This is a genomic window from Streptomyces sp. ME02-8801-2C (genome assembly GCF_033793965.1).
GTDB lineage: Bacteria > Actinomycetota > Actinomycetes > Streptomycetales > Streptomycetaceae > Streptomyces.
Genome location: NZ_JARAXP010000003.1, coordinates 821,156 through 835,134, shown reverse-complemented (window position 1 = coordinate 835,134; position 13,979 = coordinate 821,156). Strand labels below are relative to the sequence as shown.

General features: G+C 70.0%; 9 protein-coding genes. 5 read left to right on the top strand and 4 right to left on the bottom strand.

All coding sequences use genetic code 11. The features are described 5' to 3' along the window. Positions 1-119: 119 nt before the first annotated feature. The 3 genes from PV396_RS12655 to tnpA form a co-directional block, all read right to left on the bottom strand. Positions 120-1,148: a LacI family DNA-binding transcriptional regulator gene (locus tag PV396_RS12655; protein ID WP_319203742.1), complete on the bottom strand. Its 1,029-nt coding sequence runs from the start codon at positions 1,146-1,148 to the stop codon at positions 120-122. 263 nt (positions 1,149-1,411) lie between these two features. Next, positions 1,412-2,620 carry a transposase gene (locus PV396_RS12650; RefSeq protein WP_319203740.1) on the bottom strand — a complete coding sequence of 403 codons (1,209 nt, stop codon included), beginning with the start codon at positions 2,618-2,620 and terminating at the stop codon, positions 1,412-1,414. After that, positions 2,617-3,045 carry an IS200/IS605 family transposase gene (gene tnpA / locus PV396_RS12645; RefSeq protein ID WP_416071385.1) on the bottom strand — a complete coding sequence of 143 codons (429 nt, stop codon included), beginning with the start codon at positions 3,043-3,045 and terminating at the stop codon, positions 2,617-2,619. Before tnpA ends, PV396_RS12650 begins: the two co-directional genes overlap by 4 nt. A gap of 150 nt (positions 3,046-3,195) precedes the next feature. Here tnpA and PV396_RS12640 point away from each other — a divergent pair, with 150 nt between their 5' ends. From PV396_RS12640 to PV396_RS12620, 5 genes are all read left to right on the top strand, one after another. Continuing rightward, a complete protein-coding gene (locus tag PV396_RS12640) occupies positions 3,196-4,542 on the top strand; it encodes a sugar ABC transporter substrate-binding protein (RefSeq protein WP_319203738.1) in 1,347 nt (448 codons plus the stop codon). A gap of 109 nt (positions 4,543-4,651) precedes the next feature. Then, a complete protein-coding gene (locus tag PV396_RS12635; protein ID WP_319203736.1) occupies positions 4,652-5,617 on the top strand; it encodes a sugar ABC transporter permease in 966 nt (321 codons plus the stop codon). A 58-nt stretch (positions 5,618-5,675) separates the two neighbouring features. After that, positions 5,676-6,497: a carbohydrate ABC transporter permease gene (locus PV396_RS12630; protein ID WP_319203734.1), complete on the top strand. Its 822-nt coding sequence runs from the start codon at positions 5,676-5,678 to the stop codon at positions 6,495-6,497. 14 nt (positions 6,498-6,511) lie between these two features. Then, positions 6,512-8,485, top strand: coding sequence for a glycoside hydrolase family 127 protein (locus tag PV396_RS12625; protein ID WP_416071384.1), 1,974 nt, complete (start codon positions 6,512-6,514; stop codon positions 8,483-8,485). Positions 8,486-8,541: 56 nt separating this feature from the next. Further along, the gene (locus PV396_RS12620; RefSeq protein ID WP_319203729.1) at positions 8,542-10,704 is read left to right on the top strand and encodes a beta-L-arabinofuranosidase domain-containing protein; all 2,163 of its coding nucleotides are present in this window, start codon (positions 8,542-8,544) and stop codon (positions 10,702-10,704) included. Between the two features lie 72 nt (positions 10,705-10,776). Here the strand turns inward: PV396_RS12620 and PV396_RS12615 are convergent, their stop codons facing one another. Next, entirely contained in the window at positions 10,777-13,977 is a 3,201-nt protein-coding gene (locus PV396_RS12615) for a glycoside hydrolase (protein WP_319203727.1), read from the bottom strand. Between the last annotated feature and the right edge of the window lie 2 nt (positions 13,978-13,979).

Here is a 13,979-nt window from a genome sequence, read left to right as displayed (position 1 = left end):
TGAACCCGAAGAGCACAGAAAACGGACCTGAAAGGTTTTCGCAACGTAGGAGCGGGCTGATGAGGTGTCAAGAGGGTTGGATGAGACCCGAGTTCGCCGAGTGCGCGGATCTGCCAGGTTCAGGACAGCGGTGCCGTCGAACCCCGGATGACCACCCGGCAGGTCAGCGCCTCGATCCCGGAACGACGTACTCCGCCGATCGCGCTGAACAGGGCGTGCGCCGCCGCGCGGCCCACCTCCTCGAGGTTCAGGTCGACGCTGGTCAGTGGCGGCCGGGCGCCGGAAGTCAGGACGTGCCAGTCGTCGAAGCCCATGACCGACACGTCCTCCGGCACCCGCCGGCCACGCTCGCGCAGTACGTCCATGACGCCGCGCGCTATCTGGTCGTTGCCGCACAGCACCGCGTCGACCTCCGGGTGCCGGTCCAGGAGCAGCGCGGTGGCCGCCCGCCCCCAGCCCTCCGACCAGGCCCCGAACCGCGGTTCCTCGACCGGGGTCAGACCGGCGTCGGCGAGCGCGCCCATGACCCCCTCGGCGCGCTCCCGCGCCGCGAGATACCCGGGATCGCCGGTGATGTGCGCGATCCGGGTCCGGCCGCAGGCCAGCAGATGGGCCACGGCGAGCCGGCCGGCGTCGACGCTGTCGGGGACGATGGACAGATCGGCCGGATCGTCCGACGGGGCGTACGCGTAGACCACCGGCACCGGCAGTTCACGCCCCAGCGACGGACGCGGATCCGTACGGCTGCCCACCACGATCAGACCGTCGACCCGACGCCCCAACAGCGCCCGGACATGGTGCTGTTCACGGATCGCGTCCCCCCGGGCGTCGCAGAGGAACACGGCGACCTCGCCCGCCCCGAAGGCGTCCTCGGCGCCCATCAGGATCGGGATGCTGAACCGGCCCTCCAGGTCGCTGGTGAGCAGCCCGACCGTGCCGGTGCGCCCGGCGAGCAGGCCGCGGGCCAGCTGGTTGGGGCGGAACGACAGCCGCTCGGCCGCGTCGACCACCCGCTGCCGGGTCTCGGCGCGCACCTGGCTCCGGCCGTTGAGCGCCTTGGACGCGGTGGCGATGGACACACCCGCCAGCCGGGCCACGTCGCTGAGGGTGGAGGGTTGCGAACGAGAGGGGCCGGTGGCCTGTGCCATGGGTGAACTCCTTCTCTCGCCTTGCCTGCGTAAACCGTACGCGAGTCGTTTCGGTCGAGGCGCGTCACGCGTAGTTTCACAGGTTTCGGCGGCCGTCGTGTAAGGGTCGCCGACTTCCCTTCTGTGCAAGGGGATTGACGGGCCGTGAGCCGGGTCCTAACTTTCAGAAAGCCTTTTCGGTTTCTTTCCGGCGCAGAACCCACACGAGGGGGATCGTTGTGACTCCACCCACGCGTGAACGCGCGGGTTTCCTGCGTTGGTGGCTAAGCCGCCGCGCAGAGGGCCGGCCCGGCCCTGTTGAGGACGTTCGTCGCGCCGACGTGGTCCGCGTTCGCCGCGAATCCGCACGCCGTGCATGCGAACTTCGCTTGGGTGGCGCGGTTCTCCTTCGCGACATGCCCGCACTCGGGGCACGTGCGGGAGGTGTTGCGCGCGTCCACCGCAACCACCAGGCGACCGGCACTCTCAGCCTTGTTCGCCAGGATTGCGAGGAACTGCGCCCAACCCGCGTTGAGGATGCTGCGGTTGAGTCCGGCCTTCGCGGCAGCACCGTTCGGCAGGAAGCTGCCAGGCTGCTCCGGGTCGGCCTTGGGTGCGGGGCTCTTGGTCATACCCGCCGTGTTGAGCCGCTCGTGCGCGATCACGTCGTGGTCGGCGATCAGCGTACGGGCGGTCTTGTGCTGGAAGTCGGCGCGCTGCCGCCGGATCCTGCCGTGCAGCCTGGCGGCCTTCCGGGCGGCGGCGCGGTGGCGCTTGGTGCGCCGGCGGGTCCGCTTCGGGAACGTCGCGAGGTGGCGCTGTGCTTCGGCCAGCTCGTCGGCCATCGCTTGGAGGAAGCGCGGGTTGGCGACGTGTTCGCCGTTAGAGGTGGTCAGGAAGTGAGCGACGCCCATGTCGATACCGACGATCGCCCCGGTGGGCGGCAGTTCCTCAGCGGGCATGTTGTCGCAGGACAGGACGACGTACCGGCGGTTGCCCTCACGCTTCACCGAGATCGTCTTGACGCGGCCCTGTACGGGCCGGTGCTGGTGCACGCGGACGTGTCCGACGCCCTGGAGGCGGACGCGGGTCTGCGCGTCGTGGGGGGTGGAGTCCCAGCGGCAGCCGTCGCGATCCTTGGGGAAGGTGACGGTGTCGAAGTGGCCGGCGCCTTTGAAGCGGGGGTAGCCGGGAGTCTGCCCGGCCTTGGCGCGGCGGAAGAACGCGGCGAACGCCTTGTCCAGACGGCGCAGGGTGGCCTGCTGGGAGGAGAACGACCAGCGGCCCTGCCGCTGGGGATCGAACGCGCGGATCTCCTTGAGCTGCGCGGACTGGTCGCCGTACCGGACACTGGTCTTCGAGGTGTGCCGGTAGGCGTCCCGGCGTTCCTGCAACGCGCCGTTGCAGAGGGAGCAGTGGTCCCGCGGCATCTCGCCGAGTGCGGCCGTCTGACGGGCCGTGGGGCGCAGGAGGAACTTGTACGCGCGGATCACGAGCTGTCCCCCTTCTTCCGCGGACGTTCCCACTGGGTGTTGATGTACTTCTCGACCGTGGCCGCCGACACGGCGCCGGCCGAGGCCGCGAAGTACGACGACGACCACAGTGTGGGCATCCGCGACTTCAGGTGCGGGAACTCCTCGCGCAGCACGCGGGACGTGAAGCCCTTGAACTGGTTCGCCACGTACGAGGCCGACGACTTCGGGTCGTGCTTCACGAACAGGTGCACGTGGTCGGGCATCACCTCAAGGGCGATGATCTCCCAGCCGCGTTCGTCTGCCTTCTGCCGGATCAGGTCGTCCAGTCGTTCCGCGACCCGGCCGTCGAGGACCGGACGGCGGTACTTCGGGCACCACACGATGTGGAGCCCGAGGTCGTACACGCCGCCGGAGAATCGACGAACTTTCCTGGTCACAGCCACGCGATCACTATACACACGCCGCAGGTATAGTGCGGCAGAAAGGTGGGCACCGGTGAACAGTGCGGATCCGTGCACCCAGTCGAGGTCAGAGCAGGACTCAGAAGCCATTCCCCACCCCGCCAAAGCGGGGCGTCCCCTGGCTAGGCCCTGATGGGGAGCACGACCGGACCACGTGGACACGGACGTGGACGTGGACGCGGACGGCTGAGCAGATTCACCACCGGCGCTGTCGCGCTTCTCGCCGCCGCGAGCCTGGTCACGGCCTGCGGCTCCGGGGACGAGGGCTCGGGGAGCGGAGGTGGCGGCGGCGGGGGAAAGGCCGGCGCCACGGGCGCCGACGACGGCGCCACCCTGACGATGTGGACCCGGGCGGCGACTCGGCCGCAGAGCGAGGCCCTGGTCAAGGCGTACAACGCCGGCCACAAGAACCGGATCGAGCTGACCGTCATCCCCACCGACGACTACCAGGCCAAGGTGGGCGCGGCGGCCGGCTCCAAGGACCTGCCCGACCTCTTCGCCTCCGACGTGGTGTTCGTCCCGAACTACACCTCCAGCGGGCTCTTCGCCGACCTCACAGAACGCATCGACGCCCTGCCCTTCGCCGCCAGTCTCGCCCAGTCGCACATCAAGGCGGGCACGTACGAGGACCGGAAGTACGTCGTCCCGCACACTCTCGATCTGTCGGTGCTCTTCTACAACAAGGACCTCTACCGGCAGGCGAAACTCGACCCGGAGAAGCCGCCCGCCACCCTCGCGGAGTGGGACCAGCAGGCACGCGCCGTGGACAAGCTCGGCGGCGGAGTCGACGGCACCTTCTTCGGCGGCAACTGCGGCGGCTGCGGCGTCTTCACCTGGTGGCCGTCCATCTGGGCGGCGGGGGAGGACGTCCTGAACAAGGACGGCACAGCGGCGACCCTGGACTCCGCCACGGCCAAGAAGGTGTACGACACCTACCGCGGCTGGGTCAAGGACGACATCGTCGCCCCCGGCGCCCGCGACGAGACCGGCGCCACCTGGACCGGCGTCTTCCCGAAGGGGAAGGTCGGTGTCATGCCGATGCCCTCGACCACCCTGGGCCTGATGCCCAAGGACCTGGACCTGGGCGTCGCACCCATACCCGGCCCCGACGGCGGCAAGTCCACCTTCGTGGGCGGTGACGCCATCGGCATCTCCGCCACCAGCAAGTCGGCCGACCAGGCCTGGAACTTCCTCGCCTGGTCCCTGGGCGACCAGGCACAGGTCGACGTGGTCGCCGCCCACAAGGACGTGGTGGCACGCACCGACCTCGCGTCCAACAAGTACTCCAAGGCGGACCCGAGGCTGGTGACCATCAACCAGTTGGTGGCGGACGGCCGTACCCCGTACGCCCTGAAGTTCGGCCAGACCTTCAACGACCCCAACGGCCCCTGGCTGACCCTGATGCGAGACGCGGCCTTCGGCGACGGCGCGAACGTGGCCAAGGACAACGAGGCAGTCACGGCCTCCCTGGCCGACTGAGCGCGATCCCCTCCTGGGGGGAGGGCAGGGGCGCAGCCCCCGTCCTTCCCCCAGGGGCGCGGGGAACTGCGCGACCAGCCCCCACCCACCCGCACGGCAGAGGAGAGCCATGCCCGTGAAGGCGCCCAACCGAACGGCGCCCGCGCACCGGAGCGCGATGGGGCGCGAGGCCCACCCCCGGCCCGCTCCGGGGCGAAAATGGTGGACGTCCCGCAAAACACAGGGCCTCGCCTACGCCACCCCCACCGCAGTATTCGTCACCGTCTTCTTCCTGCTCCCCCTGCTCCTCGTCGGCCAGATGTCCCTCAGCGACTGGCCCCTCCTCGCAGGCGACCGCGGCTACAACGCCCCCGAGAACTACACCGACGCCACCGACACCACCCTCTTCTGGCCGGCCGTCCGCTTCACACTCCTCTACACCGTGATCGTCACGGTCGTCCTTCTCGGCCTCGCCCTCCTCCTCGCCCTGCTGGTGCAGGAGTCCCGCCCGGGGGCCGGTTTCTTCCGTACGGTCTACTTCCTGCCCAGCGTCCTCGGCCTCGCCTCCGCGTCCCTGCTCTTCTGGGGCCTGTACAGCCCCACCACCGGCCCCCTCAGCCGCATCCTCGAAAACCTGGGCCTCGTCGACGACCCGGTGTCCTTCCTCGGCACCCCGACTTCGGCCCTCCTCTCGACGGTCTTCCTCATCGTCTGGAAGTTCGCGGGGTTCTACATGCTGATCCTTCTCGTGGGCCTCCAGCGCATCCCCCACGAGGTGTTCGAGGCGGCCCGGATGGACGGCGCGAGCCGGGGCCAGATCTTCCGCTCCATCACGCTGCCGCTGCTGCGCCCGTCCATCGCGCTCACGCTGTTGCTCTGCGTGACCGGATCGCTGCTCGCCTTCGACCAGTTCTTCGTCCTCACCAAGGGCGGACCGGACAACAGCACGGTCACCGTCGTCCAGTTGATCTACCGGGAGGCCTTCCAGCGGATGAACCTCGGTACGGCGGCGGCCCTTTCGGTGCTCGTGCTCGGCGTCCTGCTCCTGCTCAACGCCGTCCAGTTCCGCGGCCTGCGCCGCGCAGACGAGTCATGAGCCGACGAGGCACGAGCCGACGAGTCACGACCCGTAAGTCATCGGAAGGGAGACCGAGTTGCTGACCCGCGCCCTGGGCCGTACGCCCTACTACGTCGTCGCCGGCGGCCTGGCCGTCATCTTCCTCTTCCCCCTGGTGTGGAACGCCTGGGCCTCGGTCAGCGGACAACCCGGCACCGCACAGGAGTCCGGCCACGGACTCGGCAACTACCGGACACTCCTCGACTACGACGCCGGCCTGTGGCAGTACCTCCTCAACAGCACCGTCGTCTCCGCGCTCACTGTCGCCCTGACCCTCGGGGTGTCCCTGCTGGGCGGCTACGCCTTCGCCCGCTTCGACTTCCCGGGCAAGAACCTGCTGTTCCTGCTCACCCTGGCCATCCTCATGGTCCCGTACGCCACCCTCCTCATCCCCCTCTACGTGCTGCTCGGCCGGCTGCACCTCCAGAACTCGCTCATCGGGCTGAGCCTGGTCCTGGCCATGTTCCAACTGCCGTTCGCCACCTTCATGATGCGGATCTCCTTCGAGGCGGTCCCGCGCGAACTGGAGGAGTCGGCACTCGTCGACGGCTGCGGCACGTCCGGCGCCCTGCGCCGGGTCCTGCTCCCCGCCGTACGACCGGGGTTGATCACCGTCGGTCTGTTCGCGTTCCTCGCGGCCTGGAACGACTTCATCGCCCCGCTGATCCTCATCTCCGACAGCGAGAAGGCACCCCTGCCGCTGGCCGTGGCGAACCTGCGCCAGCAGAGCATGGGCGCCGTCGACTACGGGGCCACGGAGGCGGGCGTCGTAGTGCTCGCGGTGCCCTGCCTCCTCCTCTTCCTGCTGCTGCAACGGCACTACGTACGGGGCTTCATGTCGGGCGCGCTGAAAGGCTGACGAAGACGGACCGAATGACCGGACGACCGGATGAAAGGCATCGATGGGTGAGTGAGAACCGAGAGTCGTCGACCGCGCTGCCCGTGGCCCCGACCCGGGGACGGTTACGCCCCCTCGGCCTCGACGAGGTGCGGATCACGGGAGGCTTCTGGGCCCGGCGCCGGCACGTCAACGCGACCGCCACGCTCGATCACTGCCGCGACTGGATGGAACGCACCGGCTGGACCGGCAACTTCCGGGCCGTCGCCGGGGGCCGCATCGAACAGGACCGGCGCGGAAGGGAGTTCGCGGACTCCGAGATCTACAAGCTCCTCGAGGCGATGGCCTGGCAGACGGGCACGGACACCCGCGCCGGGCTCGACGCGGACATCGCCGCGCTCACCGAGGCCGTCGCCTCCGCGCAGCAGCCGGACGGCTATCTGAATACGGCCTTCGGCAACCCCGGACAGCAGCCCCGCTACAGCGACCTCGAATGGGGCCACGAACTCTACTGCTACGGATTCCTGATCCAGGCGGGCATCGCCCAGGCCAGGACCCGCGGCGAGGGCGAGCTGACGAAGGTCGCCCTGCGCGCCGCCGACCACATCTGCGCCACCTTCGGCCGGGGTGGCCTCGAAGGCGTCTGTGGACACGCGGAGATCGAGACGGCCCTCGTGGAACTGGCCCGGCTGACCGGCGAGGAACGCTACCTCGAGCAGGCCGCCCTGTTCATCGAACGGCGAGGCCAAGGTACCCTCGCCGACGGCGAGTTCGGCCGCGCCTACCACCAGGACGACCAGCCGGTACGAGAGGCGACGGTGCTGCGCGGCCACGCCGTCCGCGCCCTCTACCTCGCGTCCGGCGCGGTCGACGTGGCCGTGGAGACCGACGACGAGGAACTCCTCGCGGCCGTCGAACGCCAGTGGGAGGCGGCGGTCGCCCGGCGCACCTATCTGACCGGCGGTATGGGCTCCCACCATCGCGACGAGGCCTTCGGCGACGACTTCGTCCTCCCGCCCGACCGCGCCTACTCGGAGACCTGCGCCGGCGTCGCCTCCGTCCAGCTCAGCTGGCGGCTCCTGCTGGCCACCGGAGACCCGCGCTACGCCGACCTCGCCGAGCGGACCCTGTTCAACGTGGTCGCCACCTCCCCGGCCGAGGACGGCCGGTCCTTCTTTTATGCCAACACCCTGCACCGGCGCCACCGGGGGGCCGTGCCCGCCGCCGACGAGGTGAGCCCGCGCGCCGAATCGAGCCTGCGCGCCCCGTGGTTCGCCGTCTCCTGCTGCCCCACGAACGTGGCCCGCACCCTGGCCCAGCTCCCCGCCTACCTGGCCACCGCCGACGACCACGGCATCCAGCTCCACCAGTACGCCGACGCGGAGATCTCCACGACCCTGACCGGCGGCCACGATGTCGCCCTCGCTGTCCGCACCGACTACCCGTCCGGCGGCAACGTGACGATACGCGTCGACCGCTCGCCCCAGGACCACCCCTGGACCTTGTCCCTGCGCGTCCCCGCCTGGACGGACGGCGCCACCGCCTACCTGGTCGACCCGGACGGAACATGCCGTACGGTCCCCCCGGGCACGGCGGAAATCACCCGGCTCTTCCGGCCCGGCGACGAGATACGCCTCGAACTCCCCGTGAAACCCCGGTGGATCGCCCCGGACCCGCGCATCGACGCCGTACGCGGCACGGCCGCCGTCCAGCGCGGCCCGCTGGTGTACTGCGCCGAGTCCGTGGACCTGCCCGGCGGACGGGACGTCGACGCCGTACGGGTGGATCCGTCCGCCGAGCCGGAGGACGGGCCGGACGGCAGCGTGGTCGCGCCCGGCGAACTCGCCGGACAGGACGGCCCAGGCGACTCCGTATGGCCGTACCTGCCACTGGACCGGACGACCGTAGCCGCCGCCGAGAGCACGGAAATCGTCCTCGTCCCCTACAACTCCTGGGCGAACCGCGGCCCTTCGACGATGCGCGTATGGCTGCCGACGACGGAAAGGTAGGCGGGCAGGCGCACTCTGCGAATCAGGCACCCCGAACCCCACGATCGGAGCCCGAGATGACCCAACCACCCACCCGGCGAAACCTGTTGAGGCTCGCCGCCGGAAGCGTGGCCGCCACACCGCTGGCGTACGCGGTCCCGGCGGCCCACGCTGCCCCGGGCGCCGCCCTCCCCGCGTCACCCTCGTCGGACGCCGCCCTCCCCGCGCCCGTCCCGTCCAGCTGGTCCGTGCAGCCCTTCCCCCTGGACCAAGTCACCCTGGGCGACGGGGTGTTCCGCCGCAAGCGTGACCTGATGCTGGAGTACGCCAGGTCCTACCCGGCCGACCGCATCCTGGCCGTCTTCCGTGCCAACGCCGGGCTCGACACCCGGGGCGCGCAGCCGCCCGGCGGCTGGGAGACCGCCGACGGGAATCTGCGCGGCCACTTCGGCGGCCACTTCCTGAGCCTCATGGCGCAGGCGTACGCCGACACCAAAGAGGCGGCGCTGAAGACCAAGCTCGACTACCTGGTCACCGCACTCGGCGAGTGCCAACAGGCGCTGGCAGACCACGGATCGCCCAGACCCAGCCACCCCGGTTTCCTGGCCGCGTACCCGGAGACGCAGTTCATCCTGCTGGAGAGCTACACGACGTACCCCACCATCTGGGCGCCCTACTACACCTGCCACAAGATCATGCGTGGCCTACTCGACGCCCACACCCTCACCGGGAACCAGCAGGCCCTGACGATCGCCTCGAAGATGGGCGACTGGGTGCACAGCAGGCTCAGCCGGCTGCCCCGGGCGCAGCTCGACCGCATGTGGTCGATCTACATCGCCGGAGAGTACGGCGGTATGAACGAGGTGCTCGCCGACCTGCACGCCCTCACCGGAAAGGCCGAACACCTCGCCGCCGCCCGCTGCTTCGACAACACCGCGCTGGTTGACGCCTGCGTCGCCAACCAGGACATCCTCGACGGCCGGCACGCCAACCAGCACATCCCCCAGTTCACCGGCTACTCAAGGCTGTTCGACCAGACGGGCGAGGCGCGTTACGCCACCGCCGCGCGCAACTTCTGGGGCATGGTCGCCGGCCCCCGCACGTACAGTCTGGGCGGCACGGGGCAGGGCGAGATGTTCCGGGCGCGGAACGCGATCGCGGCGACGCTGGCCGACAACAACGCCGAGACGTGTGCGACGTACAACATGCTGAAGCTGAGCCGCCAGCTCTTCTTCCACACGCCCGAGCCCGCATACATGGACTACTACGAACGGGGCCTGACCAACCACATCCTCGCCTCGCGCCGGGACGCCCGCAGTACGACCAGTCCGGAGGTCACCTACTTCGTCGGCATGGGACCGGGAGTCGTGCGGCAGTACGACAACACCGGTACCTGCTGCGGCGGCACCGGCATGGAGAACCACACCAAATACCAGGACTCGGTGTACTTCCGCTCGGCCGACGGCAACGCGCTGTACGTCAACCTGTACCTGGCCTCCACCCTGCGCTGGCCGGAGCGGGGCATCGTCATCGACCAGACGAGCGACTTCCCGGCCGAGGGCGTGCGCACCCTGACGTTCCGCGAGGGCGGTGGCACCCTCGACCTGAGACTGCGGGTGCCGTCCTGGGCCACGGGAGGCTTCACCGTCACCGTGAACGGGGTGGCGCAGCCGGCCGGGGCCGTACCCGGCAGTTACCTCATCCTGAGCAGGAACTGGCAGCGCGGTGACCGCATCACCGTCTCCGCCCCCTACCGTCTGCGCGTCGAACGGGCCGTGGACGACCCCACGGTCCAGTCCCTGTTCCACGGGCCGGTCCTGCTGGTCGCCCGGAGTACGGCCACGACCCTGCGGACCTTCTCCTTCTACAAGGACTTCACCCTGCAGGGCGATCTCGCCGCCTCGGTCAAACCCGAGGGGCGCCCGCAGCACTTCACCACGCACGGCCTGGTCCTGGCCCCGTTCCACATCGCTGACACGGCCCGCTACCACGCCTACTTCAAGCGCTCCGAGCCCGTCGTCGTGTTCGGCACGGCCACCTCCGGCGTACCGAACCGTGCCCGCGCCGACGGCCTGACCTTCCTCGACGTCCTCTGGGCGCGGGCTCCCTTCGCCACCCAGCAGGCCTTCCTCGACGCGGTCCGGGTCCTCGCCGACAGCTGGCTGTCCCAGGGTCTGTTCAGCCGTGCGGAGCGGGACGCGGTCGTCGCCGCCTCGGTCCGGGCGAACCTGAGGCGCTGAAGCCGGAGAGCCGGAGAGCCGGAGGGAGGGGAACCGAGCGGTTCCCCTCCCTCCGGCTCTCGAGGGTGTGCCTCAGCGGCGTACGAGCGTGACCCGGTACGTCGTCGCGATCGTCCCGTCCTCGCTGGTCACCGTGACGACGGCCAGCGTCCTGCCGTACTCGCGGACCGTCTCGACCGCGACCTTCGCATAAGGGTCACGAGCCGTCACCGTGACCTCGGCCCGCGCCGGATCGCCGGTCCTGACCCGGTAGTCCGTCGTGTCGGGGTCGAAGGACGCGACCGGCACACCCGCGACCTCGATCGACGCGGCGGCCGAATCGGCGGAGACACCAGGGGACTTGGCGTACACCTCGATCTCGCTCATGGTCAGGTAACCGCCCTGACGTGCCGTCATGACCACGCGCACCCCGGCGGCGGGGCCCGCCGTCAGCGGTACGTCGATCACCGGCGTGCCCTCGGTCCCCACCGGGACGGGTGCGCTCGCGTCCGTCCAGATGTCGCTGCCGGCCGCCCGTACCTGCACCTTGAGGCTCTCCGGGAAGGACGCGCTGGACCCGTCGCGGTAGAAGTGCGCGACGACCCTGCTCAGGTCGCGGGCCTTCGGCAGTGTGAACGTGACGGTGTCGGAGGCGTTCTTGGTGTTGCCCGGCTTCCAGTTGGACCACGCCTTCTCCGACAGGTCGCCGTTGCGCAGCTTCTCCGCCGAGTAGCCGCTCTCGGTGAAGGTGGCGGCGACGGAGACGTCCGAGTCGGGCGCGATGTTCGCCGTCACCGGTGCCGTGACCTGGACGCGTACGGTCGCGTCGGCCGTACCGCCGCCGACGATCCGGGCGGTGCCGTGCAGGGTGACTGTCCCCGGCGCGCCGAACGCCCCCTCGGGAGCCTGGTCCCAGGTGACCGGAAGGTCGGTCCGGCCGCCGTGCGCGCCGACGCCGACGACGGTCGGGGGCAGCTCCGGGTGCCCGCCCACGTACGTCTTGGCCCGGCCGGGCAGGGTCGAGGCGATCGTGTCGACGGTGACGACCGCCTTCGCTCGGATCGTGTGCCCGAGGGCGTCGGTCGCCTCGCCCCTGACCCGCACGGTCCCGTGCTTGCGCCAGACCCGGTCCGACGGCAGGTCCCACACCACGGGCAGGGCGCCCCGGGCGCCGTCCCGGAACACCGGTGTCACCGTCTTCGGCAGCTCGGGCCGCAGACCCGGTACGGTGAACACCTCGGCGGGCTCGGTGCGCAGCACGGTCTCGTCGACCACGGCGAAGCGCTGGTTCGCCGCCGAGGTCGGGGTGTACGTCGACACCTTCGTGCCGTCCGTCGAGGACTGCCCGGTGACGTCGAGCAGTCGGCCGGTGGCGGCGTTGACGAACGTCCAGGTGCCGTCGCCGGTCGTCGACAGGATCCACTGGGCGCCGGTGTCGGGCTCACCCGCCGCCGGGTCCGGGTTCTCCAGTACGGCCACGTTGTCGCGCACGGCGAGCTGCTTGCCGGTGGTGGCGCTGGTGAGGGCGTAGCGTTCACGGTTGTCGTTGCCGGGCGTCAACTGCCGTACGGACCACAGCTGTCCGGGGTTCGCGGTGTCGGTCGTGCGGATGACGACGCCGGTGCCGTCGTCCGAGGGGGTCAGCGACTTGCCGCTCTGGGTGCCCTGGAGCCGGTAGACGTGACCGGGCTGGACGAGGGCGGCGTCCTTCGCCACTCCGCTGACACCGTCGACGAGGAAGCTCGTGACCGACTTCGCGGGAACGGTGAGCGTCGCCGACCGGTCGGTCACCCGGACCGGCGTGCCCCGGACGAGGGCGCCGTCGGCGCTGGTGACCACGGGCGTGACCGAGGCCTTCCCCGTGACCCTGCCGAAGCGCGACAGATCGAGGGTCACGGAACGGGCGGTCGTGCCGCTGTTCACGTGCACGGCCGTCGCCGCACGGCCGGACGCCTTCACGGCGGCGACGGTGGACGGGTCGTCGGTCTTCACGAAGTGGTCGCCGGGCCGGATGTAGTGCGTGAAGTTGCGGATCGTGTGGAACTTGGAGTTGGCCTTGACGGGGCAGGTCTCCAGGGTGTCCGTCGCCGTGCAGTTGAACGGGACGTGGATGCTGCCCCAGTTCTTGCCGGCCGCCGCCTGCGGGATCGAGTCCTCGACCGGCTGCCAGAACACCCAGGCGGAGGGCTCCAGTTCACGCATGTCGTCGACCATCCGGGTGGCGATACCGAGCCCCGGTTCCATGCTCGTGAAGTCGGTCCCGGTGCCCCAGGTGCCCTCGACCTCGCTCATCCACAGCTTCCGGTCGGCGCCCTTGGCGATGTCCCGGGCGCTGGTGCGCATACCGGTGCCGTAGGTGTGCACGTTGAGCTGGTCGACGGCGGCCCGGGCCTCGGGGCCGTAGGCGTTCCAGTTCTGGGTGAAGATGCTCGGGTTGGTCTCGTCCATCGCGGAGATCGCCGCGTGGGTCTTCGCCCCGGCGAGTGCCTTGTCGAGGGCGAGGACGACCTTCTGCTGGAGCGCCGGACCGGCGTGCGCGCCTTCCTGACGGCCGCCCGTGGGCTGCCCGTTGGCGCCCAACTGGGTACCCCAGTAGTTGGTGTTGGGCTCGTTCAGCGGGTCGATGGTGTCGAACTTGATGCCGTGCCGCTTCTCCATCTCCTCGGTGACCCGCACCAGATAGGCGGCGAACTCGTCGACCCGGTCCGGCCGGATCTGGTCGGTGTTCGCGTCGAAGCCGCCGGAGACATAGCCGCTGACCGTCTGGAACCAGGGCGGTGAGTTGCTGAACGCCTCCCAGGTGGTCACCTTGTCCTTGACCTGGTCCACCCACCAGCGCTGGTTCGCGTCGGCGTCCCAGTTCCAGTGGTCCGGGTTGTTCGGGTCCCACCAGTCCATGTCCTTGCGGGTGGTGCCCACGGGGGCCTTCCAGAAGCCCGGCATGGTCGCGCCGGCCTTCATGTAGTCGGTGCGTACGTCAGGGGCGTTGCCCCCGCCGATGTTGTAGCGCGCGATGTTGAGATCGAGCCCGTCCTTGCCGAACAGCATGTCCACCAGCCGTCTGCGGACGGGCTCCGGATAGCCGCCCGTCGCGTTGGCGAACCAGACGAGACTCGTGCCCCAGCCCTCGAACTCCTGCTGCTGGTACGACGGGTCGATCCGCACGGTGACGCTGCTCTGCGCCGCCGCTTCCGCACCCGCCGCGGGCTGGGGGACCAGAAGACCAGCGCCGAGTACCAGGGGGACCGTTGGGGCCAGGGCCCGGGCGATGCGTTGGCGGTGCCGAAAGGACACGG

Excerpts from the sequence above, each read along its gene's own strand:
- PV396_RS12625 (WP_416071384.1), top strand. The coding sequence starts at position 6,512 with ATGACCGGACGACCGGATGAAAGGCATCGATGGGTGAGTGAGAACCGA.
- PV396_RS12655 (WP_319203742.1), bottom strand. The coding sequence starts at position 1,148 with ATGGCACAGGCCACCGGCCCCTCTCGTTCGCAACCCTCCACCCTCAGC.
- PV396_RS12640 (WP_319203738.1), top strand. The coding sequence starts at position 3,196 with ATGGGGAGCACGACCGGACCACGTGGACACGGACGTGGACGTGGACGC.
- PV396_RS12635 (WP_319203736.1), top strand. The coding sequence starts at position 4,652 with ATGCCCGTGAAGGCGCCCAACCGAACGGCGCCCGCGCACCGGAGCGCG.
- PV396_RS12620 (WP_319203729.1), top strand. The coding sequence starts at position 8,542 with ATGACCCAACCACCCACCCGGCGAAACCTGTTGAGGCTCGCCGCCGGA.